Here is a 1,583-nt window from a genome sequence, read left to right as displayed (position 1 = left end):
GCCACGACCTTGTTCACCGGCACGAGCGGCTTCAATTGCAGCATTCAAAGCAAGCAGGTTCGTTTGCTCCGCAATACCTTGAATGGTGGCTAATACGGTCGAGATTTCTTGAGCGTGTTTATTCAGGTCGCTAATTACACTACCCGCTTCGTTCACTTCATTCGCCAGGTTGTTAATCGAACCTTTAGTGTCGACAACCAATGTATGACCGCTGTTGGTGCTCGCCGCTGAGTCTTGCGCTGCTTTTGCCGTTTGCTCTGCATGCGATGCAATCTCTTGCGTCGCGCTCGCCATTTCAGTAACTGCCGTTGCAACCATGGTGATTTCTTGCTGTTGATGGTTCAGCTCATTCACCGAAAGATTTGCACGTTGTGCGCTCTGTTCAGATTGGCCATTCAACTGCTCCGATTGGCTACGGATATGACCGATTAGCTGCTGCAAGCTACCAACAAACGTATTGAAGTTCTGAGCGAGTTCGCCAACTTCATCTTGATTATCAACATGAATGCGTTGAGTTAAGTCACCACTTCCGTTCGCAATTTGCGCCAGAGCCTGAGACACATGATTTAGTGGACGGAATAAAATGGTACAAAGTAAGTTAAATAGTACCGTACAAACCACCACCACTAGCAATGTCACCAACACTTGACCGATAACAGCGTCAAAGAGTGGCGCCACTAAAGAGTCATGATTCACCACGCTAATCGTAATTAGATTAGTTCCATCAATTGCGCGCGCATACAGCACATAGTCGGTACCCTTCAACTCAATAGAGATGTCCTTACCGCTTACCAATGCCTTTTGCACATCTGAAAAATTCAAGCCAAGTGAACTGATATCTTTGTTCAGTAGCTTAGTGTCTGCATGTGTGTAAACCGTGCCCTTGTTGGTCGCGATGAACATGTAACCTTCACCAGGAAGAATGACTTTCTCAAGGCTATTTAGAATATCGGTAATTTCAACATCCGCGCCCAATACGACCTGCTGGCCATGCAGTTGCATTGCAGTGCCCAGTGACACTACATTCGCTCCCGTTGCCGCCGCAACCGTAGGGTTGTCCATGAAAACCTTACTTGGATTAGCAACCGCATTGGTATACCAACCCCACAAACGAGGATCATCATTACCTGGTGGTAACACTACCCCATTGGCATTTTCTTGTGAGCCATCAGGATACGCCAAGAAGACATTATCAAAAGAGCCAGAATCGCGAACCTGTTTCAGGTGAGTAACCAAACTCTCCTTTTGAGACTCTTGAGACAGAGAGGTAAGCGCACGCTCTTTGGATAAGATCCAATCCGATACGTATTGATTGTATGAAGCCGATGCACCTTCTAAACGCTGTTCAACTTCTGTATCCAAACGCTGCAATGAAGCGCGAAATGAAAGTGCTTCTACCAAAATCCCCCCCAGGATAATGGCAAGGCTGGCAGAGATCGCCAGCTTATTCTTAAGTGAGAGTTTCTTTAACATAGGAAACCTATAATTTTTGTATAAATAGCATTGGAAACAGGACCATTCCCACGCTGCAAGCAAGCTGATATATTTTACACATTAAAATAAATTATAAAATGCCCTAAGCC

At 45.7% G+C, this 1,583-nt stretch carries 1 protein-coding gene; it reads right to left on the bottom strand.

Annotation, left to right across the window (positions count from 1 at the left end; translation table 11 throughout):
- Positions 1–1,473 (bottom strand): methyl-accepting chemotaxis protein (locus tag BCT81_RS23785; RefSeq protein ID WP_102426070.1); only part of this gene is annotated, 1,473 nt, incomplete at its 3' end.
- Between the last annotated feature and the right edge of the window lie 110 nt (positions 1,474–1,583).

It is taken from the genome of Vibrio sp. 10N.261.52.A1, from assembly GCF_002876325.1.
GTDB classification, from domain to species: Bacteria; Pseudomonadota; Gammaproteobacteria; order Enterobacterales; family Vibrionaceae; genus Vibrio; species Vibrio chagasii.
The sequence above is the reverse complement of the archived record's forward strand: the minus strand, read 5'-3'. Positions and strand labels throughout refer to the sequence as shown.